The 23,810-nt window shown below is 69.9% G+C and carries 24 protein-coding genes and 2 tRNA genes; 10 read left to right on the top strand and 16 right to left on the bottom strand.

All coding sequences use genetic code 11. The annotated features are described in order from the left end of the window. Window positions 1-266 precede the first annotated feature (266 nt). On the top strand, window positions 267-1,712 hold the full coding sequence (locus ACQPZK_RS30530; protein ID WP_433536175.1) for a non-reducing end alpha-L-arabinofuranosidase family hydrolase: 1,446 nt from the start codon (window positions 267-269) through the stop codon (window positions 1,710-1,712). Between the two features lie 112 nt (window positions 1,713-1,824). Here the strand turns inward: ACQPZK_RS30530 and ACQPZK_RS30535 are convergent, their stop codons facing one another. Both ACQPZK_RS30535 and ACQPZK_RS30540 read right to left on the bottom strand, forming a co-directional pair. Next, a complete protein-coding gene (locus tag ACQPZK_RS30535; protein ID WP_433536176.1) occupies window positions 1,825-2,034 on the bottom strand; it encodes a hypothetical protein in 210 nt (69 codons plus the stop codon). Between the two features lie 9 nt (window positions 2,035-2,043). Continuing rightward, window positions 2,044-2,820 carry a hypothetical protein gene (locus ACQPZK_RS30540; protein ID WP_433536177.1) on the bottom strand — a complete coding sequence of 259 codons (777 nt, stop codon included), beginning with the start codon at window positions 2,818-2,820 and terminating at the stop codon, window positions 2,044-2,046. A gap of 227 nt (window positions 2,821-3,047) precedes the next feature. Here ACQPZK_RS30540 and ACQPZK_RS30545 point away from each other — a divergent pair, with 227 nt between their 5' ends. After that, complete coding sequence (locus tag ACQPZK_RS30545) at window positions 3,048-4,277, top strand: GH25 family lysozyme (protein ID WP_433536178.1); 1,230 nt, start codon at window positions 3,048-3,050, stop codon at window positions 4,275-4,277. Window positions 4,278-4,333: 56 nt separating this feature from the next. Here the strand turns inward: ACQPZK_RS30545 and ACQPZK_RS30550 are convergent, their stop codons facing one another. From ACQPZK_RS30550 to ACQPZK_RS30565, 4 genes are all read right to left on the bottom strand, one after another. Beyond that, window positions 4,334-4,990, bottom strand: a complete 657-nt coding sequence (locus ACQPZK_RS30550; protein ID WP_433536179.1) for a response regulator — start codon at window positions 4,988-4,990, stop codon at window positions 4,334-4,336. After that, the gene (locus ACQPZK_RS30555; RefSeq protein ID WP_433536180.1) at window positions 4,978-6,204 is read right to left on the bottom strand and encodes a sensor histidine kinase; all 1,227 of its coding nucleotides are present in this window, start codon (window positions 6,202-6,204) and stop codon (window positions 4,978-4,980) included. The genes ACQPZK_RS30550 and ACQPZK_RS30555 overlap by 13 nt, the downstream gene beginning before the upstream one ends. A 117-nt stretch (window positions 6,205-6,321) precedes the next feature. Beyond that, on the bottom strand, window positions 6,322-6,900 hold the full coding sequence (locus ACQPZK_RS30560; RefSeq protein ID WP_433536181.1) for a DUF3455 domain-containing protein: 579 nt from the start codon (window positions 6,898-6,900) through the stop codon (window positions 6,322-6,324). Between the two features lie 129 nt (window positions 6,901-7,029). Then, window positions 7,030-7,812, bottom strand: coding sequence for an ABC transporter ATP-binding protein (locus tag ACQPZK_RS30565; protein ID WP_433536182.1), 783 nt, complete (start codon window positions 7,810-7,812; stop codon window positions 7,030-7,032). A 275-nt stretch (window positions 7,813-8,087) separates the two neighbouring features. On the opposite strand from ACQPZK_RS30565, the gene ACQPZK_RS30570 reads away from it, so the two are divergent. From ACQPZK_RS30570 to ACQPZK_RS30580, 3 genes are all read left to right on the top strand, one after another. Then, entirely contained in the window at window positions 8,088-9,248 is a 1,161-nt protein-coding gene (locus ACQPZK_RS30570) for a low temperature requirement protein A (RefSeq protein ID WP_433536183.1), read from the top strand. Window positions 9,249-9,494: 246 nt separating this feature from the next. Next, complete coding sequence (locus tag ACQPZK_RS30575) at window positions 9,495-10,610, top strand: ricin-type beta-trefoil lectin domain protein (protein ID WP_433536184.1); 1,116 nt, start codon at window positions 9,495-9,497, stop codon at window positions 10,608-10,610. Next, entirely contained in the window at window positions 10,607-11,893 is a 1,287-nt protein-coding gene (locus tag ACQPZK_RS30580; protein WP_433536185.1) for a cellulose binding domain-containing protein, read from the top strand. The genes ACQPZK_RS30575 and ACQPZK_RS30580 overlap by 4 nt, the downstream gene beginning before the upstream one ends. Window positions 11,894-11,985: 92 nt before the next feature. Here the strand turns inward: ACQPZK_RS30580 and ACQPZK_RS30585 are convergent, their stop codons facing one another. The 3 genes from ACQPZK_RS30585 to ACQPZK_RS30595 form a co-directional block, all read right to left on the bottom strand. Then, window positions 11,986-12,585: a TMEM175 family protein gene (locus tag ACQPZK_RS30585; protein ID WP_433536186.1), complete on the bottom strand. Its 600-nt coding sequence runs from the start codon at window positions 12,583-12,585 to the stop codon at window positions 11,986-11,988. 161 nt (window positions 12,586-12,746) lie between these two features. After that, a complete protein-coding gene (locus ACQPZK_RS30590) occupies window positions 12,747-13,949 on the bottom strand; it encodes a low temperature requirement protein A (protein ID WP_433536187.1) in 1,203 nt (400 codons plus the stop codon). A 155-nt stretch (window positions 13,950-14,104) separates the two neighbouring features. Beyond that, window positions 14,105-14,596, bottom strand: coding sequence for a MarR family winged helix-turn-helix transcriptional regulator (locus tag ACQPZK_RS30595; RefSeq protein ID WP_433536188.1), 492 nt, complete (start codon window positions 14,594-14,596; stop codon window positions 14,105-14,107). Between the two features lie 133 nt (window positions 14,597-14,729). On the opposite strand from ACQPZK_RS30595, the gene ACQPZK_RS30600 reads away from it, so the two are divergent. Then, a complete protein-coding gene (locus ACQPZK_RS30600) occupies window positions 14,730-15,263 on the top strand; it encodes a mycothiol-dependent nitroreductase Rv2466c family protein (RefSeq protein ID WP_433536189.1) in 534 nt (177 codons plus the stop codon). A gap of 75 nt (window positions 15,264-15,338) precedes the next feature. On the opposite strand, the gene ACQPZK_RS30605 is transcribed toward ACQPZK_RS30600, so the two are convergent. Further along, window positions 15,339-15,764, bottom strand: a complete 426-nt coding sequence (locus ACQPZK_RS30605; protein WP_433536190.1) for a peptidase inhibitor family I36 protein — start codon at window positions 15,762-15,764, stop codon at window positions 15,339-15,341. A 59-nt stretch (window positions 15,765-15,823) separates the two neighbouring features. Continuing rightward, window positions 15,824-16,486 carry an NAD(P)H:quinone oxidoreductase gene (gene wrbA, locus ACQPZK_RS30610; RefSeq protein WP_433536191.1) on the bottom strand — a complete coding sequence of 221 codons (663 nt, stop codon included), beginning with the start codon at window positions 16,484-16,486 and terminating at the stop codon, window positions 15,824-15,826. Between the two features lie 141 nt (window positions 16,487-16,627). On the opposite strand from wrbA, the gene sigJ reads away from it, so the two are divergent. Together sigJ and ACQPZK_RS30620 are read left to right on the top strand one after the other, a co-directional pair. Then, complete coding sequence (sigJ, locus tag ACQPZK_RS30615; protein ID WP_433539369.1) at window positions 16,628-17,563, top strand: RNA polymerase sigma factor SigJ; 936 nt, start codon at window positions 16,628-16,630, stop codon at window positions 17,561-17,563. 239 nt (window positions 17,564-17,802) lie between these two features. Next, entirely contained in the window at window positions 17,803-18,036 is a 234-nt protein-coding gene (locus ACQPZK_RS30620) for a GntR family transcriptional regulator (protein ID WP_396803339.1), read from the top strand. 208 nt (window positions 18,037-18,244) lie between these two features. Here the strand turns inward: ACQPZK_RS30620 and ACQPZK_RS30625 are convergent. The 3 genes from ACQPZK_RS30625 to ACQPZK_RS30635 all read right to left on the bottom strand — a co-directional run bounded on the left by ACQPZK_RS30625 (window position 18,245) and on the right by ACQPZK_RS30635 (window position 19,352). Next, window positions 18,245-18,317: transfer RNA gene (locus tag ACQPZK_RS30625), tRNA-Arg, on the bottom strand. Window positions 18,318-18,352: 35 nt separating this feature from the next. Next, a tRNA-Ser gene (locus tag ACQPZK_RS30630) sits at window positions 18,353-18,443 on the bottom strand. Window positions 18,444-18,920: 477 nt separating this feature from the next. Next, the gene (locus ACQPZK_RS30635) at window positions 18,921-19,352 is read right to left on the bottom strand and encodes a hypothetical protein (RefSeq protein WP_433536192.1); all 432 of its coding nucleotides are present in this window, start codon (window positions 19,350-19,352) and stop codon (window positions 18,921-18,923) included. Between ACQPZK_RS30635 and ACQPZK_RS30640 the strand changes: the two genes are divergently transcribed. After that, the gene (locus tag ACQPZK_RS30640; RefSeq protein ID WP_433536193.1) at window positions 19,351-20,133 is read left to right on the top strand and encodes a hypothetical protein; all 783 of its coding nucleotides are present in this window, start codon (window positions 19,351-19,353) and stop codon (window positions 20,131-20,133) included. The genes ACQPZK_RS30635 and ACQPZK_RS30640 overlap by 2 nt on opposite strands. On the opposite strand, the gene ACQPZK_RS30645 is transcribed toward ACQPZK_RS30640, so the two are convergent. Beyond that, complete coding sequence (locus tag ACQPZK_RS30645; protein WP_433536194.1) at window positions 20,094-20,864, bottom strand: CPBP family intramembrane glutamic endopeptidase; 771 nt, start codon at window positions 20,862-20,864, stop codon at window positions 20,094-20,096. The two genes, ACQPZK_RS30640 and ACQPZK_RS30645, sit on opposite strands and share 40 nt — an antisense overlap. Window positions 20,865-21,008: 144 nt before the next feature. Here ACQPZK_RS30645 and ACQPZK_RS30650 point away from each other — a divergent pair, with 144 nt between their 5' ends. Further along, a complete protein-coding gene (locus ACQPZK_RS30650) occupies window positions 21,009-22,124 on the top strand; it encodes a globin domain-containing protein (RefSeq protein ID WP_433536195.1) in 1,116 nt (371 codons plus the stop codon). A gap of 69 nt (window positions 22,125-22,193) precedes the next feature. Here the strand turns inward: ACQPZK_RS30650 and ACQPZK_RS30655 are convergent, their stop codons facing one another. Further along, the gene (locus ACQPZK_RS30655; RefSeq protein ID WP_433536196.1) at window positions 22,194-23,723 is read right to left on the bottom strand and encodes a peptide deformylase; all 1,530 of its coding nucleotides are present in this window, start codon (window positions 23,721-23,723) and stop codon (window positions 22,194-22,196) included. Window positions 23,724-23,810: the final 87 nt, after the last annotated feature.

A 23,810-nucleotide genomic window follows, 5' to 3' on the forward strand; every position in this document is an offset into this window, starting at 1 on the left:
TATCGATAACAGCGCCGGCACCTCATCACCCGCTCCGTCGACCACCCGGCCCGCAGTGGCCGGTGCCCGCCCCCTGCCCGGCCGGAAACCGAAGTTGACTGAAGAAGCGCTGGTCAGCAGGTCGGCGGGACCACCCACGAGCCCGCAAGACATCGAGGTTGATGGTTTGGGAGCGCTCCCGTAACATACCGGACGCGGCTGTTAACGCTCACCTAACAATGACTCCCACGAATGTGGAGGCCGCCGTCCCGTCAGGAGGGTGCTCGATGACCATATTCAGGCCTACGAATCTCGGGGTCGTCTCGGCCGGTGTCGCATTACTGGCATCGGCGACGGTTGCCGTGGCGTTGCCAGCCGGCGCGGCGGCGGCGGGTTGCTCGGTGAACTACGCCGTCTCGTCCGAGTGGCCGGGTGGCTTCGGCGCCAACGTGACGATCACGAACCTCGGCGATCCGGTGAGCAGTTGGACGTTGACCTGGTCGTACAGCGCCGGGCAGACGATCACGCAGTCGTGGAACACCACCCTGACGCAGAGCGGGGCGGCGGTGACCGCGCGGAACGTGAGCTACAACGGTTCGATCGCGACCAACGGCACGGCCTCGTTCGGGTTCAACGGCTCCTTCACCGGCAGCAACCCGGCACCGACGAGCTTCGCCCTCAACGGGGTGACCTGCAACGGCGGCACGACACCCACCACGCCGCCGCCCACCACTCCACCGCCGACCACGCCGCCGCCCACGACCCCACCGCCGACCACTCCGCCACCCACCACGCCGCCACCCACCACTCCGCCGCCGACCACGTGCAACCTGCCGTCGTCGTACCGGTGGTCGTCGACCGGGGCGCTGGCGCAGCCGAAGTCGGGCTGGGTGTCACTCAAGGACTTCACCGTCGCCCCCTACAACGGCCAGCAACTGGTCTACGCCACGACCCACGACTTCGGTTCGTCGTGGGGCTCGATGAACTTCGGCCTGTTCACCAACTGGTCCCAGATGGCCTCGGCCAGCCAGAACACCATGAACAGCGGCACCGTCGCACCCACCCTGTTCTACTTCGCACCCAAGAACATCTGGGTCCTGGCCTACCAGTGGGGCGGCCCCGCCTTCTCCTACCGCACCTCCACCAACCCCACCAACCCCAACGGCTGGTCCGCCGCCCAAACCCTGTTCACCGGCAGCATCACCGGCTCCGGCACCGGCCCCATCGACCAGACCCTCATCGCCGACGACCAGAACATGTACCTCTTCTTCGCCGGCGACAACGGCAAGATCTACCGCGCCAGCATGCCCATCGGGAACTTCCCCGCCAGCTTCGGCTCCAGCTACACCACCATCATGAGCGACACCACCAACAACCTCTTCGAAGCACCCCAGGTGTACAAACTCCGCGGCCAGAACCGCTACCTCATGATCGTCGAAGCCATCGGCAGCCAGGGCCGCTACTTCCGCTCCTTCACCGCCACCAGCCTCAACGGCACCTGGACCCCCCAGGCCGCCACCGAGAGCAACCCCTTCGCCGGCAAAGCCAACAGCGGCGCCACCTGGACCAACGACATCAGCCACGGCGAGTTGATCCGCACCAGCGCCGACCAGACCTTCACCGTCGACCCCTGCAACCTCCAACTGCTCTACCAAGGCCGATCCCCCTCCTCCAACGGCGTCGACTACGGCCTCCTGCCCTACCGACCCGGCCTGCTCACCCTGCAACGCTGACCTGACCCACATCGCACAGCGGGCCCGGCAACCTGCCGGGCCCGCTGCGTCGTCGGCTGTCCTACCGGTCGGCGGGGCCAAACCCGGGGCCGCGCCCCTGTCCGGCGACCCCCTACCTCCAGCGTGGGCCGTCGCGTACCAACCTCGCGCTGAGCAGGACGAGTCCGAGCAGGCCGACGAGCCACGCGCCCTCGACGAGCGCGGGCCGTACGGACACCGCCTCGGGAAAGTACGAGGTGGTCTGCAACAGGGCGATCACACGCCCGTTCGGGTGGATGACACTGATGGTCCGGTACGGCTGCGGGAGCAGAGCGGTCGCCACGGCACCGCCTTAGGCCGCGTTACCGATCGCGATGAAGATCAACCACGTGGGGACCACCGCCCACCGGCCGATGAGGATCACCATCAGCGTGCTGAACAGGCCGGTGACGGCGATCTGGGCGGCCAACGTGCCCCAGAGGGCCGGCAGGGGCGCGGGGAGCGCCCCGAGGATCGGGCCCACGGTGACCGCCAGCGCGATCCCTCCCACGACGGCGAGGCCGGCCAGGATGGCGAGCCAGGTCCGCAGGGGCAGCCGACCGACGTTGATCCGCAGTTGCAGGGCGGTCAGGAAGCCGAGCAGGGTCGCGGCGATCATCACGTAGAACGCGGCCAGACCCGAACGGTCGGTGTCGGGCAGCGGCCGGACGTCCGTCACGACCAGCTCTCGACCGCCCTGCTCGTTGAGCTGTAGAGCGGCGTTGCGCAGCATCTGGGCGAGTGTGTTGCCGGCGGCGCTGGCGACCAGGAGCCGTGACCTGCCCGGTTCCACCACCAGCGCGGCGTAGACCTGTTGTCGCTCGATGGCGCGCTCGGCTTCTCCGGCGTTCGGAAAGCTCTGGTACATCAGCGCGCCGCGCATGCGCGCGCGCAGCTCCTGCGCGATCGCCGCGTCGGCAGTCGCGTCCCCGACGAGCGCCGTCGGGATGCGGTTCGGCGGTGGCCGGTCCAATGCCAGGGTGTACGAGGCCACGAAGGCCACGGCCAGCGCGATCCCGACGGCCACGACGGTCAGCACCGTCCGGAGCTCCCCGGGGTTGTGCTCCCCGTCAGCCGTGTTCTCCGTCAAGAGTTCCCCCTGGTGTGCCTTCGCGGTAATGACGAGCATGCCTGTCCCTTGTCGCACCCGTACCGCGAACAGGTCGATCACCGGCGGACCGAAGGCAGAAAAGTGGAAACGGAAGATAATCAGTTTTCGGCTCAACGGACAGCGCGACGTACTGTCGACAAGCGATACTCTGCGGGCCCACGCTGACGGTCATTCGACCTCGCGAGCAAGGAGAACCTCACCTCACCATGCCTAGAAGACTGCTCTGCGTGCTGATGTCCGCCGGTCTCGCGGTCGGTACGGCCCTCGGCGTATCGCAACCGGCGCAGGCCGCCGACCCGTCCGTCGACGGTGGTGGCCGGGCGAACGCCGGCATCGCCCCGGGCGCACGCAGCTCCGCGCTGTCCAAGAGCGCCGCCATCCCGGCGGGTTACACGGTCCGGGGCATCGACGTCTCCAGCCACGACCACAACCTCGGCCCGATCAACTGGCCGGCCGTCGCGGCCAGCGGCGTCAAGTTCGCCTACGTCAAGGCGACGGAGGGTAGGACGTACCTCAATCCGTATTTCGCCGAGGACTACGCGGCCGCCAAGGACGCCGGACTTCTCGTCGGCGCGTACCACTTCACCCGGCCGGACAAGCGCGACCCGATCAACGAGGCCAACTTCTTCGTCGACAATGCCAAGTTCGCCAAGGACGGTCAGACCCTCGTGCCGATGGTCGACATCGAGTGGCCGTACTGGAGCGGGGCGCCCACCTGTTACGGGCTCACCCCGACCGAGATGTCGAGCTGGATCAAGTCCTTCACCGACCAGGTCAAGGCACGCATCGGCCGGCCCCCGATGATCTACACGAACACCAACTACTGGAATCCCTGCACCGGCAAGAACGCGTCGTTCGGTGCCAACCCGTTGGACATCGCCGGCTACACCACGGCTCGCCCGCCGCTGCCGGCGGGTTGGACCACGGAGACCATCTGGCAGTACGCCGCCGGTAACCCGAGCCAGCCCGGCAACTACAGCCAGAACGTCTTCAACGGCACGTACGCGGCTCTCACCAAGCTCACCAGCACGCCGGTGGCCGCGCCTCCCGTCGCCCTCCGCTCGCGGTCGAACAAGCGCTACGTGGTGGCCGAGAGCGCCGGCACCAAGCCGCTGATCGCCAACCGCACCACCGTTGCCCGGTGGGAGCAGTTCGACGTGATCAGCGCCGGCGGCGGGTACGTCGCGCTCCGCTCACGGTCCAACGGCCGCTACGTGAGCGCGGAGAGCAAGGGGACCAAACCTCTCATCGCCAACCGGACCAAGGTCAGCACGTGGGAGAAGTTCACCATCGTCAACAACTCGGACGGCACGATCAGCCTGCGCGCCGCGGCCAACGGTAGGTACGTGGTGGCGGAGAGCAAGGGCACCAAGCCTCTCATCGCCAACCGGACGTCGATCAGCACCTGGGAGAAGTTCGACCGGATCTCCCTCTGATCGCCGCCGCCTGCCCGGTGCCCTGATCGCGGGGCCCCGGGCAGGCGGCGCGAGGGCTACCGCTGCCCGCCGTCCAGGTAACGCAGTACCGCGGTGACCCGGCGGTCGGCGCGATCGTCCGGCGGTAGTTGGAGTTTGGCGAAGATGCTCCGGATGTGTTTGTGCACCGCGCCGTCGGTGACGAACAGCCGCTCGGCGATGGCGGTGTTGCCGAGCCCTTCGGCCATCAGCCCCAGCACCTCGCGCTCGCGGGGCGACAGCTCGGCCAGCGCCGTGTCCGTCCGACGGTTGCGGGCCAGCAGTTGGGCCACCACCTCGGGGTCGATCACGCTGCCGCCGTCCGCGACACGGCGCAGCGCGGTGAGGAACTCCTCCACCCGACCCACCCGCTCCTTCAACAGATAGCCGAGCCCGACGGCGCCCACCGAGAACAGTTCGGTGGCGAATGCCTGCTCCACGTACGCCGAGAGGACCAGCACCGCGAGGCCGGGGCGACGCCGCCGGGCCTCCACCGCGGCCACGATGCCCTCGTCCGTGTGGGTCGGCGGCATCCGTACGTCCACGATCGCCACGTCCGGCGCGTGCTCGTCGACGGCGACCAGGAGCTCGCCCGGCGTACCCGCTGTGGCCACCACGTCCAACTCCTCCGCCCGCAGCAGCAGCGCCAACCCCTCACGCAGCAGCGGGTCGTCCTCCGCGATCACGATCCGCACGGCAGCTCCACCTGCATCCTCGTCGGTCCTCCCGATGGGCTGGTCAGTGTCATTCGCCCGTCGTACGCCTCGACCCGCCGGCGGATGCCGGTGAGCCCGGAGCCGGATGCCTCGTCGGCGCCGCCGCGCCCGTCGTCCTCGACGGTCACCAGGAGCAGACCCTGCTCACGACGTACGGCGACGTCCACCTGACTCGCACCGCTGTGCCGGACGACGTTGGTCAGCGCCTCGGCCACCACGAAGTACGCGGTGGCCTCGACCGATGCCGCGCAGCGGACGGCCACGTCGACCGTGAGCCGGCAGGGCACCGCGCAACTGGCGGCCAGGCCCGCCAGCGCGCCGGCGAGGCCCCGGTCGTCCAGCACGGGCGGCAGGATCCCCCGCACCACCGTACGAAGTTCGCCGAGGGCCTGTTCCGCCGCGTCCTGCGCCTGCCCGAGGATCTCGTCGGCGCGGTCGGGGTCGCGCCGCACGGCCCGCCGCGCCGCCCCCAGCAACACGTTGACCGCGACCAGCCGATTCTGCGTTCCGTCGTGCAGCGACCGCTCGATGCGGCGCAGTTCCAGCGCGTGGGCGTCCAGCGCGGCGGCCCGGGTGGCGGTCAGCGCGGCAACCCGCAGCGACAGGTCGATCCCCGGTGGCGGGGGCAGCAGCAACCGACCCGGCCATGCCTGGACACGGGCCAGCGCCGGACCGAGCCCGATCGCGGCGACCAGCGAGCCCACCCCGAGCAGGCCCACCAGGAGCGCCTCGGACAACCCGTCGATACGCCACCATACGAACCCCGGAGCGCCGTCCTCGGGTGCGACCAGCCGGTACCACAGCGGGAAGGTCGTTTCCTGGAGGGCGTTGAGCGGCAGGGCGAGGCCGACCAGCCCCGTCAGCAGTCCGATGACCGAGTGGAGCGTCGCCCAGCCGACCTCCCGGCGGACGAACGGATCGCGTACCGCCTCCCGCAGCCCTTCCTGCACCGGCCCCGGCGCGGGGATCGGCGTACCCCAGCGGGACAGTCGGGCACGCTCCCGATCGGCCACCGAGCGCACCGTCCGCAAGGCGCCCGGCACCAACCGCCGCCCCAGCCCGGTCAGGCAGATCAGCGCCACGACCACCGCCCACAGCAGCGCGCCCAACGCGAGCAGGGCGGTGCCGAGCCCACCGACGAGGTGTTCGAGGGCGTCGACGGCGGCGCGGAACCGGCCTCGCACGTACGCCATCGCCACCCACCTCCCGCGTCAACATAGGTCACAGTGGGCACCCTCGGCAGCGTCCGCGGCGGAAAGTACAGCCTGCTGTACCAGCGGTTGTCGCGCTGGGGGGATCGTCGCCGGGGGTTACCGCTTCGCCGCCCAGAAGACGTAGACCGCGCCGTACGGCACGGACGTCGTGGCACCGTCCGTGCAGGCGCCCGCCGGGGCGGCGCCGCCCGAGGTCAGGAGCCGACTGATGTACGCCACATTGCTGAGAATGCCGGTGCCGCTGTGGCTGTCCACCGTCAGCAGCAGCTCCGGAATGGTTCCCGCTCGCGGGCTCTCCGCCGTCTTCTTGGCGGTGATCAGGGAGTTGTCGCGCAGGGACTGCCAGCTCGGCCCCTTGAAGTGGTGGATCCCGCCGCCGGTCCCGACGAGCTGGGCCTCCGGCACGGAGGCCCCGGTGAACACGCCACCGGTGCAGGTGTAGGTCTGCGTCCCCTGGGTGACGACGTACGCGCCGACCGGCCGGGAGCCCGCCGGCGGTTTGATCGCCTTGGCGATACGCGGAATGTCGACCCGGCGGGCGTCGGCGCCCACCGCGGCCGGGGCGGGCGCCTCGGCGGCGGACGCCTGATGGGTCACCGCACCGGCCGCCGCGAGGGCACCGGCCACACCGATGACCAGGAGTCCTCGGAAGCGGGATCGAGAGGTCTTGTGCATGGGACTCCTCCGATTCGGGGTGGGCGAATCCGCCCCCACGCATCCTTACGATCGAAGCCCGTACGGCGATCAAAATCCCGCCACATCTGATCGACCGTTCACCCCCGAAGGCGTACCGGAGATGGGTTTTCAGCCGGTGGTGACCGCCGCCCGCCGGACGGACCCGGCGCGGGCCGCCCAGCGCCCGTCCTCGTGCCGTACCTCGATGGGGTGCGCGAAGGCCGCCGAGACCTGCGCGGTCGTGACCGTCTCGTCGGCCGGGCCGGCGGCGACCACGCTGCCGCCACTGATCAACATCGCGTGGGTGGTCGTCGCCGGAAGTTCCTCGAGGTGGTGGGTGACCATGATCGAGGCGAGGCGGGGATGGGTCTCGCGGAGCAGGTCGATGGTCTCGAGCAACTGTTCGCGGGCCGCGACGTCGAGACCGGTCGAGGGCTCGTCCAGCAGCAGCAGTCGCGGCTGACTGATGAGTGCCCGGACGATCAGGGCACGACCCCGCTCGCCCTGGGAGAGGGTGGGCCAGCGCTCGTCGGCCCTGTCGACCAGCCCGAACATGCCCAGCAGGAAATCCGCCCGGTCTCGGTCGTCAGGGGTCGGCTGCCAGCGCGGCGGCAGGTCGACCGACCCGACCAGCCCGGTCAGGACGACCTCCCGGATCGTCAGGGGAGACCGCAGCGGATGACGGGGGTTCACGTGACCGATCGACCGGCGGAGCTGTTGCAGGTCGACGCGGCCGAGTCGTTGACCGAGGATCTGTACCGTCCCCGAGGTCGGGTGGGTCAGCGCGCCGCAGAATCCCAGCAGCGTGCTCTTGCCCGCGCCGTTCGGGCCGAGCAGCGCCCAGTGCTCACCCTCGCGCACGGTCAGGTCGATGCCGTGCAGGATCTGCTTGCCGTTCCGTCGGAAGGTCACGTCGCCCAGTTCGACGACGGGAGACGGCGGGTGCGACTCAGCGGTCCTGGGGAGCATGGCCTTCTCTCGGTACGGCGACGGTCGCCCTGCACGCTGCCACAGACCGGCACGCAGGTCAGTGACCAGGACCACCGCACCGGTGCGGCGCTGATGTCCTCCAGGTATCTCTCCGCCGACTCGCTCGTTGGTAGCCGTGTGCCGCACGCCACCGGGTTCGGACGTCGGGCGTCGTCGCGGTAGTGGTGGAGGACGAAGACGGCGGGAGCGGCGTACCCATGACGAGGGCGGACCCGACCGGGCCACGGCGAAAGCCCAGCTCGTCGGCTCGGGCCACCCTTCTGGAATTGTTCTTCGACGTCTTCTACGTGGCCGTGTTCGCGCAGTTGTCGATGCAGTTGGCCAGTGAGCCCACCTGGGGAGGTCTGGGGCAGAGGCTCGTCCTGCTGTTGGCCGCCTGGTGGACCTGGTCGGTGACGGTGAACACCACCGAGTTCTACGATCCGCAGCTCCGGGCGGTCCAGGGTGTGGTCGTCGGCACGGTGGTCGGTGTCTCCCTGATCGCGGTCGCCCTACCGGGCGCCTACGGCGGGCGGGGCCTCCTCTTCGCCGTCGCGTACGTCGGCCTCCACCTGGCCCGGGGAGTCATGCTGATCGTCGCGCTGCGTCCACGCCGGGCACACGCACGGGAGGAGCGCTTCCTCTTCTGGTTCGTCGTGTCCGGCGTTTTCTGGATCGCCGGCGGGATCGCCTCGCCGGGCTGGCGCACCGGCCTCTGGGTCGTCGCGCTCGCGATCGACTACCTGGCGGCGGCACTGCGCTACCCGACGCCACTGCGCGGACGGATACCGCTGGAGCAGTACAGCCAGTTGAGCGTCCATTTCGGCGAGCGCTATCAGCAGATCGCGATCCTGGCGCTCGGCGAGCTGACGTTGATGACCACACTGACGTTCGGCGGCACTCCGTACACCCCGGCCCGAGCCGTCGCGTTCGCCGCCGCGATCCTCACGGCGCTGCTGTTCTGGCAGATCTACGTGCTGCAGAGCAACAAGCTCGTCGACCGGTCGGCCCACTCGCGTCCACGGGCATCGGTGTACCTGGCGCCGTACGTCTACGCCGTGGTGGTGACCGGGGTCATCGCCACGTCAGCGGGGGTGGATCTGGTACTCCACGAGCCCCTGCGGAGCACTCCGGCGAGCTGGGTGGTCCTCATCGTCGGTGGACCGGTCCTGTTCGTGATCGGACGGATGAACTCCGAGTACGTACTCCTAGGCCAGCTACCGAAGTCGCGCCTGGCCTGGCTGGCGCTGCTGGTGGGCGCGACGCCCGTGCTGGTGATGCTCGACCCCGTCCTCGTCACGGTTGTCGCGGCGGGCGTCCTGGTCGGCATCACGCTCAGCGACACCTGGCGGCTCCGCGCCCGCGCCCTGGCGAGCTAGGGCGCGGTGCCGTCGAGGTAGACCAGATCGGGCCAATGAATCTACACTCATCTCTGTTAACGCTCACACTCGTCCCAGTGCTGAGGCAGCAACGCCGTGCCGATCCGACGATCGGCGCGAGCCGGGCCACGCCCGGCAGCCGGCGGCTGCTCGGTCCGCCGGCCCCCGAGGTTGCCGGCTGCCCGTGGCGGCCCTACCGATCGGCCAACGCCCTCGGCCAGCTCGACCAACCCAGGGGAGAGATCCATGCGAACGAGGGCACGATGGCTCGCGACACTCGCCGCGCTCGGTGTCGTGATCGCCGGGGTGGTGGCGCCCACCAGTCCGGCCAGCGCAGAGTCCAACGGTGGGGTACGGGTGATGCCGCTCGGTGACTCCATCACCGAGGGCACGCAGGTGCCCGGCGGGTACCGCATCGGACTCTGGCAGCGGCTCGTCACCGGCCGGTACACGGTGGACTTCGTCGGATCGCAGTTCAACGGGCCAGCCAGCCTGGGCGACCACGACCACCAGGGGCATCCCGGCTGGCGGATCGACCAGATCGACGCGAACATCGTCAACTGGCTGAACACCCAGCGACCGGCGACCGTCCTGCTGCACATCGGCACCAACGACATCCTCCAGAACTACAACGTCAGCACCGCGCCGAACCGGCTCTCCACGCTGATCGACCGGATCACCACCACCGTGCCCACCGCCGAGGTGTTCGTCGCGCAGCTCATCCCGCTCTCCAACAGCAACCAGGAGAACGCCGTCCGTACCTTCAACGCGGCCATCCCCGGCATCGTTCAGAGCAAGGTCAGCGCCGGTAAGCGCGTGCACCTCGTCGACATGCACAGCGCCCTCACCACCGCCGACCTGATCGACGGCATCCACCCCACCTCCGGCGGGTACGACAAGATGGCCGCCCGCTGGTACAGCGCGTTGCAGTCGGTCCCCGGCAGCATCGGCGACCCGAGCAGCGGCGGCGGCCAGACCACCACCACCGTCGTGGGCACGCTGTCCGGCCGGTGCGTCGACGTCCCCGGCTCATCCACCACCAACGGCACCCAGGTGCAGTTGTGGGACTGTCACGGCCGCACCAACCAGCAGTGGACCTACACGTCCACCAAGACCCTGACGGCGTACGGCAACAAGTGCCTCGACGCCGCCGGCTACGGCACCTCGCCGGGCACCCAGGTCACCATCTACGACTGCCACGGCGGAACGAACCAGCAGTGGAACGTCAACGCCAACGGCACCATCACCGGCGTACAGTCCGGCCTCTGCCTCGACCCCTACAACCAGGGCACCGGCAACGGCACCAAGCTCGTCCTCTGGACGTGCACCGGCCAGACCAACCAGCAGTGGAGCCGTCGATGAGGCAGCCGACACGGTGGCTGACGGCCGGACTCGCGGTGGTCCTCGGCCTGGCGCTGGCCACGGCGACCCGGGACGCGGCGGTCGCGGACAGCCCGTACCAGCGAGGCCCGGACCCCACCCTGGCCAGCGTGGCCGCCACCCGAGGTCCGTTCGCCACGACGCAGGCGACCGTGCCGGCCGGAAACGGCTTCAACGGCGGGTACGTCTACTACCCCACCGACACCAGCCTGGGCACCTGGGGCGCGGTCGCGATCGTCCCCGGTTACTCCGCCCTGTTCGCCAACGAGGAGGCCTGGATGGGCCCCTGGCTGGCGTCCTTCGGCTTCGTGGTGATCGGCATCGAGACCAACAGCCGTACCGACGGCGCCGACGCCCGGGCCACCCAACTGCTCGCCGCGCTGGACTACCTCACCCGGACGAGCCCGGTCCGCAACCGGGTCGACCCGAACCGGCTGGGCGTCATGGGCCACTCGGCGGGTGGCGCGGGAACCCTGCTCGCCTCGCTGCGGCGACCCACCCTGAAGACGGCGGTCGGTCTCGCGCCCGGCACGCCCGGAAACAACCTCAACATGTCCAGCACGCAGGTGCCCACCCTGCTCCTGTCCGGCCAGAACGACGGGACGGTCACGCCCTCGTACGTCCAGGGCATCTACAACAGCCTGCCGGCCACGGTGGAACATGCCTGGGCCGAGCTGGCCGGCAACGACCACCTCTCCTTCACCAGGTCGAACCCGACCGAGATGCGCCTCCTGATCCCCTGGCTGAAGACGTTCCTCGACAACGACACGCGCTACACCCAGTTCCTGTGCCCGCTGGCGGACAGCCGGGGCGTCTCGCGGTACAGCGCCACCTGCCCGCTGGTGCCGCCGGGTGAACCAACGCCGTCACCCACCACGGGTACGCCGACGACTCCACCACCGACGACGCCGCCGCCCACCACCCCGCCTCCAACGACGCCGCCGCCACCGACCACCCCGCCGCCCTCCGATGCCGCCTGCACCGCGACGTATCGCACGGTCAACTCGTGGTCCGGGGGCTTCCAGGGTGAGGTGACCGTGACCGCCGGTACCGCGGCCGTCGACGGGTGGACCGTCCGCTGGACCCTCGGCAACGGACAGAGCATCAGCCAGGTCTGGAACGGCACCCTGAGCACCAGCGGCTCGACCGCGACCGTCCGCAACGCCACCTACAACGGCTCGCTCGCCCCGGGCGGCACGACGACGTTCGGCTTCCTCGGCTCGGGTACTCCGACCAACCCGTCGCCAACCTGCACCAGCCCATGAACAGCCGCGCGGCGGTCGTCGGCAGGTCGGCTGACGACCGTCGCGCGGATCGTTCAGTTGCCCGGTCAGCGCCCTCATGCCTGCCGGCGCCGTCAGCGATCCTCCTCGTCGTCGAGCAGAACCGGTTCGAGCGCGGGCAGGGGCAGCCAGAAGGTGGGGATCATCAGGGCGTAGATGACCAGCCCGGCGGCGGGGGAGACCGTACCGACCGCCGCACCGAGGAGAGTCAGGACCGGTCCCGCCAGAAAGCGTCTACCCACGAGCCTGCCCGCGTGCGGACTGACCCGCGGATTCAACAGCTTCGGTGCCCGCAGCGCGTACCACCAGAGGGCATTGAAGAAGATCGCGCCCAGGGCGGCCGAGCCCCCGAAGAACAACACGGCCAGCGGCTCACCCGCCCCGTTGCGAAAGGCCGCCGCGAGTACGGAGGCCGCAAACGGCAGGAACGCCACGGCCATCAGCAGCATGGTGTTGAGCAGGAGCACCCCTCGATCAGCGGCGACGACCTGGTCGAAAATGACATGGTGGTTGGTCCAGATCGAAGCGATCAGGAAGAAGCTCAAGACGTACGCCAGGAACGAGGGCCACAGTTCGACCAGACCCCGACCGAGGTGGGAGGTGTCCTCGGGCGGGTGGATCTCCAGCACCAGAAGCGTGATGGAGATGGCGAAGACGCCATCGCTGAAGGACACGGTCCGGCTCGGGTTCCGGAGAGCGCTGCCCTGCAGCGCAGCCTCATCCCCCGGTCGTGTCCGCCGCCGGAAGCGCCAACGCCTGGCCATCAGCCTGCCCAGTCGAACGGACAAAAAGCCATAGATGGGATCATAGTGGGGGAAGGCTCGACCGCTTCCCGTCAACGGCCGACGCCGGGTGGAGAGGGCTGCTCGGGGGGTTTGCCCATCGCGCGTATCGCGTCCGAGATGGCGATGCCGGCCAGTACGGCGACGGCGGTGCCGGCCACAGCCAGCGGCGGGACGAGGATCATCGCCGGCGCGACGGCGACCAGCAGGAGAGCGCCGATCAGCCGGGAGCGGGACACCCGCGCGAACACCGCGTGTTCGACAAGCATTCGTCCAGCCAGGAACAGCACCGGTCCGCCGAGGATGGCGACGATCCAGGAGGCATCGGTGGGCCCGAACGGATGGGTGATCACGATCTCGTAGCCGACGGCGATCACGACGGTGCCGACGACCATGAGCATGTGGGCGATGAACGCCTCCCGGATGAGGTGCGCCGGTCGACGGGTCGCGGTGAGCGCCCCGGGTAGCAACTGGCCCGCCTTGAACAGGTACACCCGGAACAACAGCACGGTCGTGGCGAACGAGACGGCGAACGCCGCGGCGGCGCCGCCCTCCTGGAACGACGTATCGCTGTAGGCCGATCCGGTGGTCAGGATCAGCTCACCGAGCGCGATGATGAAGAACTGTCGGTACCGCTCGGAGATGTACTCCGCCGACACCGGCCAGCCCGGTCGGCTGGAGAGGTTCCACGGGGCGGGGTAGAAGAGCAGCAGCGCCGTACCGTCGATGGTGAGCGCGAGCGCCCACAACACCGTCCGCGCCGTATCCGGCAGCAGCGCCCCGACGATCCACGGGACGGCGGACATCGAGAACCACAGGAGCACCCCCGCCGCCCGACTCTGCGCCTTCAGACCGCGCAGCGCCGGCACGATGACGAGGCCACGGACGATGTGCACAGCCACGTACGAGGCGGCGAAGACCAGGCCCCCGGCACCGAACGCCTCCGGCACCGCGACCGCCATCATCAGGGCGCCGAGCATGGCCGTGTAGACCACGAACTGGACCTGTGGCAGCTCGGAGTCGTAGAGATCGGTGACCCACGCCGTGACGAACCAGAGCGACAGGAAGGCCATCAGCAGCAGGAACGTCTCGCCGACCTCGGCGACGACCATGCGCCCCTCGGTCAGGTCCTCGACGAGCCGATGGGAGACCCGGTTGAGCGCGAAGACGAACACCAGGTCGAAGAAGAGTTCCAGGAGGCTCGGCCGCTGCGGCTGCTCCGGTTTGCGAAGCAGCGTTGCTGCGCCTGTCGACATCCCGCCGCCCGACCTTGCCCGGATTCTTCACCTTTGGGAATTGATACCACCTTCGGCGGCTCACCGGGGCCGGTACGACACGCCGCCGCCCTTTGGCGTCACCGCCCGAACCGTCCGGACCACGGAGACCGGGAACGCGCTCCGGTGTGCCGCGCTCAAGAACCCGCGGTCCGCGTCAACTTCGCCAGTAGGCGCTCGAGCGCCCTGCGGTCGCCGTCGGTCAGGCCTCGAAGAATCGCCGCCTCGTTCGCCAGGTGCTCCTCGATGAGTCGGTCGGTCAACGTCACTCCGGACGGGGTCAGGCCCACCACCCTGCCGCGCGCGTCGACCTCGGAGACCGAGCGCGCCACGAGACCCCGGGCGATCAGCCGGTCCACGCGCTTGGTCACCGCACCGGTGGTGACGAGCATCCGTTCACTCAACTGACCCGCCGTGAGCGCGTACGGCTCGCCCTCCCGGCGTAGGGCGGCGAGCATGTCGAACTCGCCGTTGCCGAGACCCGCGGCGGCGAACGGCGGCCGCAGGGCAGCGTCGAGCACCTCGGCCAGGTGCTGGATCCGACCGATGACCAACAGCGGGCTGGGGTCCAGGTCAGGTCGCTCACGACGCCACTGACCCACGATGTCGGCAACCCGGTCCTCGTTCACGCTTGCACTATAGCTTCCACGGAAGATAAAGTCCTCTTCCGTGGAAGATAAAAATCCTCAAGCGCTCGCCCCGGTGGTAACGGCCTACGTCGACCCCTCCTGTCCGTTCGCCTGGATCACCTCGAGGTGGCTCATGGAGGTCGCACACCTGCGACCGATCGCCCTGCGGTTCGAGGTGATGAGCCTCTCCGTCGTCAACGAACATCGCGACCTGGAGCCCTGGTACCGGGCGTTCAACGACCGGGCCTGGGGCCCGGCGCGGGTGTGTACGGCAGCCCGCACCCGATACGGTTCCGCCGCCCTCGCCCGCCTCTACCCCGCGCTCGGCCGGCGGATCCACGACGAAGGAAACAAGGACTTCGACGCCGTCATCCCGGCTGCCCTGGGCGAGGTGGACCTTCCTGCCGACCTGGCCGACGCCGCCGGCCGGAACGACGTCGACGACCAGATGCGGGCGAGCACCGCCCGCGCGCGGCAACTCGTGGGTGAGGACCTCGGCACCCCGACGATCGTGGTCGACGACGTGGCCTTCTTCGGCCCCGTACTCTCCTCGATCCCACGCGGAGAAGACGCCCTGCGCGTCTTCGACGGAGTCCGCCTGCTCGCCGGCTGCCAGGCGTTCTCCGAACTCAAACGCGCCCGGGCCGATGGCCTCAGCTTCACGTAGGCACCCGCTGCCCGACCGGCGCCCCGGGCGCCGGGTGGATGTGGGGCTGCCGACGAGCAGCCGTCACGACAAGGCTCAGTCGTAGAACACCACGAACGCCGACGCGGAGTCGTTCGGGATCTCGTCTCCGCCACCCCTGAAATCCACTCCACTGTGCGCGGGAACGAACGTGATCCTGCCGCCGCCACTGCCGGCGGCGAAGCCGTGCTCGAAGACACCGATCGTGTGATTACTGCCGTTCCACACGGAGGACGCTGAATCGTTCAGGTTTTTTCCGTTGGTGTACTGGTACCAGCGGAAATCGGCGAAGCTGGCACCGGCATCGACGGTCCGGAACGCCATGGTCGAACCCGTCCAGCCGAAGTTCTCGTAGAAGCAGACCTCCACGTACTTCTCGGCGCACCTGTACACCGCCTGCGCGGCCGTCGGGGCGACCGTCACCGAGGCCACGACGGCCGCGGTGGTAGCGAACGTAGCCGCGAAAGCTTTGCGCTTCTTCACGTCATCTCCAACAAGAAGTAGCCGGCAGAAAATGTGCCACGAACCTACCGACCAGTTCTTCATTCCTTCTGAACATTCCGTAGAGACGAGCTGCGACGTTCTGCTCCAGGGCTCCGGCAGAGTCCTCCCGCCTTGAGGCGGGCGGCGATGTCGACGACCCGACGGGCCTGATGGCGGGCCGCCTGAAGCACCACCTCGCCGGGCGGGCCGTCGCCGACCACGTGGGAGGTGCCGTAGGGGTTGCCGGCCTGGAACTGAACGGGGTCGGTGTAGCCGGGAGGCACGATGATGCCGCCCCAGTGGCAGAAGGTGTTCATCAGCGCCAGGAGAGTGGACTCCTGGCCGCCGTGCGGCGTATTGGATGAGGTGAAGGCCGAATACACCTTGTCGGCGAGCTTGCCCCGGAACCACAGCGGGCCCGTCGTGTCGATGAATGCGCGTAGCTGGCTGGCCGGATTGCCGAAGCGGGTCGGAGTGCCGAAGAGCACCGCGTCGGCCCAATCCACATCGTCGTGGCTGGCCTCGGCAATGTCCGCGGTGTCCTTCAGGTGCTGGTCCCACTCCGGCCTGGCGCTGACCGCCGCCGCCGGGGCGGTTTCGAAGACCTTGCGCAGTCGCACGGTGGCACCGGCCTTCTCGGCCCCTTCGACGGCGGCTCGCGCCAACGTGTGGATCGTGCCGGTGGAGCTGTAGTAGATGATCGCTAGCTGCACGGGTTCCACGGTCGATTTCCTCCCTCTGCGGTTCTGACCGGTACGACGAGACAGCGCGAGAAGATGTGAGGCGACCTGCGACCGCACAATTCGCGGCGACGGTTCGTCGTAAGGGGTGAGCCAGATCGTCTGAAGGAGCCGGTGAAATTCATGGCCCACCCGTCCGACCCGCTACACGGCCGGCCCGACCCGAACCTGAGCGCGATCATCAGGGAGCGCCGTCAGCTGACCAACCTGGCGTACCGACTGCTGGGTTCCCTGGCTGACGCGGAGGACGTCGTGCAGGAGACCTACGCCCGCTGGTACGCCATGTCCCCCCGCCAGCAGGAACACATCAACGCGCCCGGTGGCTGGCTGACGACAGTTGCCAGCCGCATCTGCCTGGACCTGCTCCGCTCCGCGCGGGTCAGGCGCGAGCGTTACGTTGGCGAATGGATCCCCGAACCGCTGCCCGACCGGGCCGAATGGATCAGCGGCCAGCCAAGCGGCGACGCCGACCCCGCCGACCGGGTCACCCTCGACGAGTCGGTCAGCATGGCCTTCCTCGTCGTACTCGACGCGATGACTCCTGCCGAACGGGTTGCGTTCATCCTGCATGACGTCTTCGGCTACCCCTTCGCCGAGGTGGCCGCGATCGTCGGCCGTACCCCCGGGGCATGCCGACAGCTCGCCGCGTCGGCCCGGCGGCGCATCCGCGTGCCCCGGCCGGACGCGGGCGCGTCAGGCCGACGTACCGATCTCGTCCGGGCCTTCAAACGCGCCTGGGAGGCCAGCGACATCGAGGCGCTCATCGGCCTGCTCGGACCCGATGCCACGGCGACCGGTGACGGCGGCGGGCTCGTCACCGCCGCGCTCCACCCGGTCCAGGGAGCCGAGCAGGTTGCCCGCTTCTTCGTCGACCGGCCCACTGCGGCGGCCGGCGTGACGCTCCAGGAGTGCACGGTCAACGGTCAGGCTGGTCTTGTGGCTCTGCGGGACGGCAGCACCGTGTCGGTGATGGCGTTCGATGTTCGCGACGACCGCATCAACCACATCTGGGCCGTACTCAACCCCGACAAACTCCGCTCCTGGGCCGCGACCCGCTGACCACGGGCGGACCTGCGACGACCTTGACTACAGGGATCGCGTACGCGCGGGGGTCGGCTTCCGGGCCGTGGAGAGCTTCCGGAGCCCGGCGGGCTGGACGAACAGCTCCCGCCGGGCCACCGCCTCGCCCCGGGCATTCAGCCGAACCTATACAGCCTGTACAGCCCGGGCAGCCTGCCTAACCCGGGCTGCCTGTACCTGATGGCCATCCCGTGTAGCGCGTCCATACTGTGTCGATCATGATTGACGAGATGAGCCCGGTCCCCTTTTACGTTCAGCTCGCCGATCTCCTCGCCAAGCAGATCGAATCCGGGAAGCTCAAGCCTCGCCAGCCGCTCCCGAGCGAGGCGACGTTGCAGCAGGAGCACGGCGTAGCTCGTGGCACGGTCCGCGCAGCGGTACGGCTGCTGCGGGAGCGAGGGCTCGTCGTGACCTTCACCGGGCGCGGAACGTTCGTGGCCGAGAAGCCCTAGCCCTTCACCCCTCCCGCACCACCCTGAAATGCGGAAGCCCAGAGGCGCACGCCTAACGGGGCGGTCCTGGATTTCTCCAGCTTCTCCTCAGCACCGCCACTTGGGTTGCAAGCGGGCATCCACGGAGAGCAGGAAGGCATTCACAATTACAGCCCCAGATACAAAGAAGCCCCCTAGCTGCCTTGACGGCCTGCTAGGGGGCTGTTTGTGCGCCCGAAGGGACTCGAACCCCTAACCTTCTGATCCGTAGTCAGATGCTCTATCCATTGAGCTACGGGCGCTCGTGCTCAGCCAGTGTACACACCCGGCTTTCGCGCGGAGACTCCGGGATTCGAACCCGGGAGGGGCTTTAAGACCCCAACCGCATTAGCAGTGCGGCGCCATAGACCAGACTAGGCGAAGTCTCCCTGGTGGCCCGCAGACCACCGCGCCCGAGGATACAGGTCGGCACCCACCGGGGGCAAAGCGACTTCCGGGGTACGCCGACCGGGGCGGCCCGCCCCGGTATTTCACCGCTGTGCGGTGACGTGATCGGGACTACGCTCCATCGATATGCAGGAGCAGCCGCCCAGCGAACCGACCCGCCAGGAGCCTGCTGAGCGCCCGCGTCGGCGCCCGGCGCGGGCCACGTTCACGCCGCCGCAGGCGACCGAGCAGTCTGCCGAGACCGCCCCTGCGGCACCGGCGAGCCCGCGTCCCCGCCGAGTCAAGGCGGCACCGGTGATCTTTCAACCGCCGGATCCGGATCGCCCCCTGCCCCGACAGCCGGCACCCGCCCCGGCCGACGCGGAGAGCACCCCGGCCGAGCGGCCCGCCGCCGAAGATGCGGCCCGCCCCGCCAGGAGGACCGCCAGGAAGGCTGCTCAGCCCGCCAGGAAGGCAGCTCAGCCCGCCAAGGACGAGACGCCTTCTGGCACGGTCGAGGAGCCGACAGGCCAGCCGCCGAAGGCGCGGGCTCCCCGGCCACGCAAGAGCGCCACCAGCACGGCAGCCGTCACGACACCAGCGCCGCCCCCGCCGACGCCGGCCCTCCCGGACGCGACGCCGGCCCTCCCGGACGCGACGCCCGTCACACCCGAGCCGACCGAGATCACGCCGACCCCCCGCAAGCGCGCCGCGCCCACCCGCGCCACGCCCCCGAGCAGGAAGACGCCAAGCAAGGCGACCCCAAGCAACGCGGCCCCAAGCAAGGCGACCCCGGGCAAGGCGACCTCGCGCTCGACGGCCCAGGACAAGGCGATTTCGGACCCGGTCGCGCCGCGAGAGTCCCCGCGCACGGCAGAGCCGGAGACGGCCACCCCGAGCAGAACCACCATGCCGAAGGCGAGCGCACCCGCAATCGCACCGGCACCCACGCCACAGGCGACTCCCGCGATCACCCCCGAGCCGGCCGCAGCGGCGGTTCTGTCGGGCAACCCCGAGGCGGCCTCACCCCGTACCCCCGAATTGCCGGCGGTGATCGCCCGCCTGCGCGACCACCCCGGCTTCGCGCCGGAGTTCCTGGCCATGGAGGCGGTACGGACGCTCGGACCCGGCGCGGCCGAGTGGGCGCGGCGGCTGCGGGACCGCTACCCGGACGCTCCGGCGGACGGTCTGGCGCGGCTGGCGACCCGGCGGTACGTGCGGGCGGCGGGCGCGGGAGGGGCGGCGGCGGCGCTCGCCGGGCTCTTCGCGCCGCTGGCGGAGTTGGTGTCGGTGCTGTGGACCCAGGCGAACCTGGTGCTGCACCTCGCGGCGGCGTACGGCCGGGACCCGGCGCATCCCGATCGGGCCGAGGAGCTGCTGGTGTTGACCCAGGTGCATCCGGACGCGGCGAGCGCGCGGGCGGCACTGACCGGTGCGCGGGACGCCGGCGACCCGGTGGAGGGGGCGTGGCCCAAGGCGGCGGAGGCCGCCTGGCGGCTGGCGGCGCCGCTCACCGCGCAGGCCGGCGGATGGGTGGCGTTGCGGTTGGCGTCCCGACTGGTGCCGGGGGCGGCGGTGGTCGCCGCCACGCTCGGCGACGCGGCGGCGGCCGATCGGCTGGCGGCCCGGGCGGTGGCCGCCTACCGGCCGCCTCACAACCAGTCGAACCACTCGCGGGGCAGCGAGGCGTAGCCGACGAAGGCGACCACGTCGAGCACGGTGTGGGCGATGACCAGGGGCATCACCCGGCGGGTACGCAGGTAGAAGAGGCTGAACACCACGCCCATCACCGCGTTGCCGACGAACGCGCCGAAGCCCTGGTAAAGGTGGTAGCTGCCGCGCAGCAGCGCGCTGGCCGCGATGATCGCGGCGAGCCGCCACTGGAGCTGACGCAGCCGGGTGACCAGGTAGCCGACCACGATCACCTCCTCCAGCACGGCGTTCTGCACGGCGGCGAGGATCAGCACCGGGACCGCCCACCAGACGTGCGGTAGGGCCGCCGGCACCAGCGTCGCGTTGAGGCCGAGCTGCGCCGCCACCCAGAACAGGGCCAGGCCGGGCAGGCCGATCAGCGCGGCCAGGCCGGCGCCCCGGGCCAGATCCTGGCCGGGCCGCCGCGCGTCCAGGCCGAGGGTCCGCGCCGGGTCGCCGGGGTCCCGGCTGAGCAGGTGTACGGCGAGCAGCACCGGAAGCAGCGCGAACACGATGCCGAGGAGCTGGTACGTCAGGTCCAGCCAGGGGCGGGCCGACGCGGAGGTGTTCAGCGACGCGGTCTGCTTGGAGAGCGGGCCCTCGGCGGTCAGCTTCGCGATGATCGAGACCACCGCGTAGACGGCGGACTGGCCGAGGGACAGGCCCAGGACCAGCAACGTTTCGGTCCCCAGCAGCCGGCGGGACACCGGACGGGTCAGCTCAACGGTCACCGCACCACTCTGCCCGACGGACAGGTCAGCGGGCAGGGCCGACCGGCCGGCATGAACCGATCGCACATTCTGTGCGACCGGTGTGCACGCTCCGTGGAGATTCTATGGGTGCCCGATCCGCTGTCGTCTGGAGAAGGAGCACCGGTGGACAACGTCGCACGGTTGCTGAAGGAGAGCTGGACCCTGGTCGAGGAGGACCGGGAGCGGCTGACCGGGCACTTCTACGCTCGGGTGTTCCTGCTCGACCCCGCCCTGCGCCAGCTCTTCCCGGTGCAGATGGCCGGCCAGGGTGACCGCCTGCTGGAGGCGATCATCACGGCGATCCACACGGTGGACGACCCGGAGAGCTTCGACGAGTTCCTGCGCGCGCTGGGTCGCGACCACCGCAAGTACCACGTCGACGAACGGCACTACGCCACGATGGGCGTCGCGCTGCTCGACGCGCTGCGCAGCACGGCCGGCGACGGCTGGAACCTGGAGTACGACCAGGCGTGGCGGGACGCGTACGCGGCCATCTGCGCGAAGATGGTGGCCGGGGCCGCCGACGACGACAACCCGCCGTTCTGGCACGCCGAGGTGCTGACCCACGAGCGCCACGGCCCCGACATCGCCGTACTGACCTGCCGGGCCCTGCAACACCCGCTGCCGTGGCGGGCCGGCCAGTACGTCAGCCTGGAGCTGCCCCGCTTCCACCCGAGGGTGTGGCGGAACTACTCGGTGGCGAACGCCCCGAACGACGACAACGTGCTGGAGTTCCACGTCCGCAGCCCCGGCGCGGGGTGGGTCTCCGGGGCGCTGGTCCGCCGGGTGCAGCCCGGGCATCTGCTGCGCCTGGCGGCGCCGATGGGGTCGATGACCCTGGACCGCTCCTCCGAGCGGGACATCCTCTGCGTGGCCGGCGGCGTCGGGCTCGCGCCGATCAAGGCGCTGGTGGAGGAGTTGGCCACCTACAACCGGACGCGGTGGGTGCACGTCTTCTACGGCGCCCGGCAGGCGACGGACCTGTACGGACTGGCCGGCTTGCAGGATCTGGTGGCCGCACACCCGTGGTTGTCGGTCACCGCGGCGTGCAGCGACGACCCCGACTTCGACGGCGAGCTGGGCGACATCGCGGACGTGGTGGCCCGGTACGGCCCGTGGACCACGCACGACTGTTACGTCTCCGGGTCGGCGCAGATGGTCCGGTCGACGCTGCGGGTGCTGGCCGCCGACGAGGTGCCACCGCCGAACATCCGCTACGACACGTTCGGCGATCTCTAGACGTTCCTCCCCCCACACCGGGGCGCGTGCCCCTGCCCCCTGGGGCGCGCGCCCCGGTCCCTCCCTGCATCAGTAACGCCAGGGTCGCCCGCTCTCCCGGTACTCCTCGACCGGCACCAGCGGTACGCCGGGCGCCATCCGGTCCACGTAGAGCCGGCCCTGAAGATGGTCGATCTCGTGCGCGACCAGCCGGGCCATGCCGAACTCGAACGACGTGATGATCCGACTGCCGTCCCACTGGGCGTGTTCGACGTCGAGTCGCAGCGGTCGGGGCACCAGACCACGGTGGTCGAAGAAGGACAGGCACCCCTCGTACTGCTCGTCGGTCTCCGGGTCGGCGTCGACCACGCGGGGGTTGAGCAGGACGACCGGTTCCGCCGAGCGGTCGGGGGGTCGTACGACGGCGGCGGCACGGCCGATGCCGAGCTGCGGGGCGGCGATGCCCACTCCCTTGCTGAACGGGTGCAGCTCGTCGAGCCGGGCCAACGCCATGGTGAGGCGGTCCACGAGGTCGCGGGCCGCCGGCTCCTCGCTCGGCAGGTCGAACTGTCGCACCGGCTGACGCAGCAGGTCGTCGCCGCGCTGCACGATGCCGATCCCGCGCATCCGGTCGCTGGGCCGGACCCGGGTGCTGCCGGTGCCGAGGTCCGGTTCGGTGTCCGGCCGGGCCCGGAAGCGCCACTGCATCCGGTAGCGGGCGTTCAGCGGCGGTTCGTCGGTCTGCCAGTCGACGATCGCCCGGTCGCCCTCGTCGCGCCGCTGCGGGGCCGTCCGCAGCGGGCCCTCCTCCGCCGAGAGCGAGGTCTCCACGCCCCAGACCTGCGGGTCGAGCGCCGCCGGCAGATCCAGGCGTACGGCGAGGTGCCGGGTGGGCAGCCGGACGGCCCGCTGGAACCAGGGACCCCACTTGTCGTGTCCGACGCTGTACGCGTACTCGATGCTGGTCCGGTCGCCGGGGTAGAGCGGGAAGCGGCGTTCTCCGTTCTCGAAGAGCAGCCAGATCTCCTTGAACGCGTCCCGGTCGTGTTTCGCCCGCCAGTGCATCGGCTCCGGGTCGCCGAGGCCGTCGTCGCGTCGGGCCTGGAGTTGCAGCTCGGCGAAGGTGAGCGGGTGTTCCCGGTGGTGCCGGTTGGAGCGACCGGGGTCGTTCGGGTAGCGGTCCACCGCGACCCGGACGAGGTAGCGGGTGACCGGCTCGGTGCCCGCGTTGTAGAGCTCGCGGTGGATGACGCACCGGAAGCCGTCGTCGGTGTGGGTGAGGGTGGCCAGTTCCCGCTCCACCACGAGGCCGGTGCCGGGGGGAAGCCACTGACCGGACAGCGGGGGTTCGCGCTGCGGTTGGTTGGAGCGGGCGTGCCGGAGGTCGTCGTACTCCCGGAAACGCTGCCAGATCGCGCCACTGGCCTCCAGGACGGCCTCGGCGCGGCGGGCGAAGTCCTCGGTGGGGCGGTGGCGACGCCCTTCGACGTGGCTCACGTAGGACGGGTCGAAACCCATCAGCACAGCCAGCTGTTTCTTGGAGAGGCCCCGCCCGGCGCGCTGGCGGGCAAGCTCGGCCGCGAAGGACTCGGCAGCCCGTTCGAGGGGTGAGGTCGTCATCGGCTTCCTCGCGGCCGGGAATATCAGTTTCACGTTCCGTGGCTGAGCGCACACTCAACTGGCATGTTCCCGACACACCGCTTGACA

The sequence above is a fragment of the Micromonospora sp. CA-249363 genome (assembly GCF_050950185.1).
GTDB lineage: Bacteria > Actinomycetota > Actinomycetes > Mycobacteriales > Micromonosporaceae > Micromonospora.

Coding starts and splice junctions, on each gene's coding strand:
- ACQPZK_RS30530 (WP_433536175.1), top strand. CDS start 267: ATGACCATATTCAGGCCTACGAATCTCGGGGTCGTCTCGGCCGGTGTC.
- ACQPZK_RS30545 (WP_433536178.1), top strand. CDS start 3,048: ATGCCTAGAAGACTGCTCTGCGTGCTGATGTCCGCCGGTCTCGCGGTC.
- ACQPZK_RS30555 (WP_433536180.1), bottom strand. CDS start 6,204: ATGGCGTACGTGCGAGGCCGGTTCCGCGCCGCCGTCGACGCCCTCGAA.
- ACQPZK_RS30560 (WP_433536181.1), bottom strand. CDS start 6,900: ATGCACAAGACCTCTCGATCCCGCTTCCGAGGACTCCTGGTCATCGGT.
- ACQPZK_RS30570 (WP_433536183.1), top strand. CDS start 8,088: ATGACGAGGGCGGACCCGACCGGGCCACGGCGAAAGCCCAGCTCGTCG.
- ACQPZK_RS30575 (WP_433536184.1), top strand. CDS start 9,495: ATGCGAACGAGGGCACGATGGCTCGCGACACTCGCCGCGCTCGGTGTC.
- ACQPZK_RS30580 (WP_433536185.1), top strand. CDS start 10,607: ATGAGGCAGCCGACACGGTGGCTGACGGCCGGACTCGCGGTGGTCCTC.
- ACQPZK_RS30590 (WP_433536187.1), bottom strand. CDS start 13,949: ATGTCGACAGGCGCAGCAACGCTGCTTCGCAAACCGGAGCAGCCGCAG.
- ACQPZK_RS30600 (WP_433536189.1), top strand. CDS start 14,730: ATGGAGGTCGCACACCTGCGACCGATCGCCCTGCGGTTCGAGGTGATG.
- sigJ (WP_433539369.1), top strand. CDS start 16,628: ATGGCCCACCCGTCCGACCCGCTACACGGCCGGCCCGACCCGAACCTG.
- ACQPZK_RS30620 (WP_396803339.1), top strand. CDS start 17,803: ATGATTGACGAGATGAGCCCGGTCCCCTTTTACGTTCAGCTCGCCGAT.
- ACQPZK_RS30640 (WP_433536193.1), top strand. CDS start 19,351: ATGCCGAAGGCGAGCGCACCCGCAATCGCACCGGCACCCACGCCACAG.
- ACQPZK_RS30635 (WP_433536192.1), bottom strand. CDS start 19,352: ATGGTGGTTCTGCTCGGGGTGGCCGTCTCCGGCTCTGCCGTGCGCGGG.
- ACQPZK_RS30655 (WP_433536196.1), bottom strand. CDS start 23,723: ATGACGACCTCACCCCTCGAACGGGCTGCCGAGTCCTTCGCGGCCGAG.